Annotated in this window: 3 protein-coding genes; 1 reads left to right on the forward strand and 2 read right to left on the reverse strand. The window is 72.1% G+C overall.

Annotated elements, in window-relative coordinates; genetic code table 11:
* Positions 1-336, reverse strand: a 336-nt coding sequence (locus ACQKIP_RS36475) for a DEAD/DEAH box helicase (RefSeq protein WP_427745125.1), incomplete at its 3' end; no start/stop codon positions are given.
* Positions 337-442: 106 nt separating this feature from the next.
* Here ACQKIP_RS36475 and ACQKIP_RS36480 point away from each other — a divergent pair.
* Positions 443-1,237: a metal-dependent hydrolase gene (locus tag ACQKIP_RS36480; protein WP_365854457.1), complete on the forward strand. Its 795-nt coding sequence runs from the start codon at positions 443-445 to the stop codon at positions 1,235-1,237.
* 45 nt (positions 1,238-1,282) lie between these two features.
* Here the strand turns inward: ACQKIP_RS36480 and ACQKIP_RS36485 are convergent, their stop codons facing one another.
* Positions 1,283-2,164, reverse strand: coding sequence for a phosphotransferase family protein (locus ACQKIP_RS36485; RefSeq protein ID WP_365854454.1), 882 nt, complete (start codon positions 2,162-2,164; stop codon positions 1,283-1,285).
* Between the last annotated feature and the right edge of the window lie 162 nt (positions 2,165-2,326).

Raw genomic sequence — 2,326 nt, forward strand, 5'->3', positions numbered from 1 at the left:
GAGCTTGCACAGGTCGAAGAACTTCTCCGACACCAGCGCCTTGATCGGAGCCGTATAGAAGGTGACCTTGTCCTGGGCCAGCGCGGTGAAGTGCGCACCAGCTGCGACCAGGCTCTTTCCGGAGCCGGTGGGCGTGGACAAGATCACGTTGGCTCCGGAGACCACCTCGATCAGCGCCTCCTCCTGAGCCGGACAGAGGGTGATCCCCGTCTCCTCGGCCCACGAGGAGAAGGCTTCGAAGAGGGCATCGGGGTCGGCATCCGGCGGCAGCTGATCAATAAGTGTCACACCCCCATCTTGCCTCTCTTCCCACCCGATCAGGGAACCGGTTCTCACCCGATGAGGGAACCGGCGGCCCGTATGAAGATCATGAACGCTACGCTGAGTCGCCAACGGAGCGTCAGTACACGTCAGTACAACGGGAATGGGGCGGGGAACAGCCATGATGGGTCCGGCACACTCACTGTCGGGGGCGGCGGCCTGGCTCGGCGTCGGAGCGGCCGCGGCGGCGGCGGGGCACACGATGCCCTGGCCGGTTCTCCTCGTCGGAGCCTTGATCTGCGCCGGGGCGGCGCTCGCACCCGACCTCGACCACAAGTCGGCGACCATTTCGCGGGCCTTCGGCCCCATTTCCCGTGGTTTGTGCGAGATCGTCGACAAACTCTCGGCGGCCGTCTACAAGGCCACGCGCAAGCCGGGCGACCCGAGCCGCTCCGGGGGACACCGCACCCTCACGCACACCTGGCTGTGGGCGGTCCTCATCGGGGCGGGCTCCTCCGCCCTCGCCATCTTCGGCGGCCGCTGGGCGGTCCTCGCGCTGCTCTTCATCCACATGGTGCTCGCCATCGAAGGCCTGCTGTGGCGGGCCGCGCGCGGGTCGAGCAGCGATGTCCTGGTGTGGCTGCTGGCCGCGACGAGCGCCTGGATCCTGGCCGGAGTACTCGACAAGCCGGGCAACGGCGCCGACTGGCTGTTCACCGCGCCGGGGCAGGAGTACCTCTGGCTGGGGCTGCCGATCGTGCTCGGCGCCCTGGTGCACGACATCGGGGACGCGCTCACGGTCTCCGGCTGCCCGATCCTGTGGCCCATTCCCATCGGCCGCAAGCGCTGGTACCCCCTCGGGCCGCCGAAGCTGATGCGGTTCAGGGCGGGCAGCTGGATCGAGCTCAAAGTCCTGATGCCGGCGTTCATGCTGCTCGGGGGAGTGGGCGGCGCGGCCGCGCTGAACTTCATCTGAGGGGGGCGGGCGGGCCGGGCGCCCTCACCTGTGAGCCGGGTGCCCTTACCTGTACCCCGCAAGGCCGTCCGCCAGCTCGGCCCCGTCGTCGTCGTGGTAGGCGGACAGCGCCTGCTGCAAGGCGAAGGTGCCGTGCAGCGCGGCGGCGCGCGCGGCGATCCCGTCGTCCGCGGCCCGCCGGCCGCCCAGTGCGAGCACCCGGTCCATCAGCTCCCGGCCGTAGCTGGCGCCGATGGCCGCGAGGTCCTCCGCCGGGTCGCCGAGCGCGACCTCGTCCCAGTCGACCACTCCGCTCAGCCGCGGCCACCCCTCGGCGTCCCGCCACAGCACGTTCTCCCCGCCGAGGTCACGGTGCACCACCGCCCCGGTGAGATGGTCAAGGGCGTCGAGCGCCGCGAGTTCCCGCTCGGCGCGCCGCCGCCCCGCCTCGGACATCAGGCCGAACAGGTCCGTACGGACGTCCTTCGCGAACCGCCGCCATTCGTCCTCGCGCGCATGCGGCAGGGCCGCCCGCACGTCCGCGTCGGTGCCCGCATCGGCGAGCGCGGCCAGCAGCGCGGCGTACTGCGCCGCCACCGACTCGGCCACCCCGGGGCGCTTGAGCGCACCGGCGGCCAGGGGCACGCCGGGGATCCGGCCGAGCACCAGGAACGGCGGCTCGTCCGTGCCGGCAGCGCCGCCCGCCAGCAGGGGCTCGGGCGTGCGGAAGCCGAGGTCGAGACCGGCGAGAACGTGCAGGGCGGCTGCCTGACGGGGCAGCCGGGCGGCCGCCGCCTCGGTGCGGGCGAAGCGCACCACCCGCTCCGCACCGATCACGACCTGGTGGAACTGCCCCTGGAGCACGGGCAGTTCCGCCACCGTCTCGCCCAGCAGCAGGCGCTCCAGCAGCGCCCGGTTGCCGCTCGCCGCGCCGGGCGGCCTAGCCATGCCAGGACCGCCACAGCGCCGCGTAGGCACCCCCCGCCCCCACCAGCTCGTCATGGCTGCCCAGCTCGCTGATGCGGCCGTTCTCGACCACGGCGATGACATCCGCGTCGTGCGCGGTGTGCAGCCGGTGGGCGATGGCCACGACCGTGCGGCCGTCCAGGA

The sequence above is a fragment of the Streptomyces sp. NPDC059900 genome (genome assembly GCF_050270335.1).
GTDB lineage: Bacteria > Actinomycetota > Actinomycetes > Streptomycetales > Streptomycetaceae > Streptomyces.

Coding starts and splice junctions, on each gene's coding strand:
- ACQKIP_RS36480 (WP_365854457.1), top strand. CDS start 443: ATGATGGGTCCGGCACACTCACTGTCGGGGGCGGCGGCCTGGCTCGGC.
- ACQKIP_RS36485 (WP_365854454.1), bottom strand. CDS start 2,164: ATGGCTAGGCCGCCCGGCGCGGCGAGCGGCAACCGGGCGCTGCTGGAG.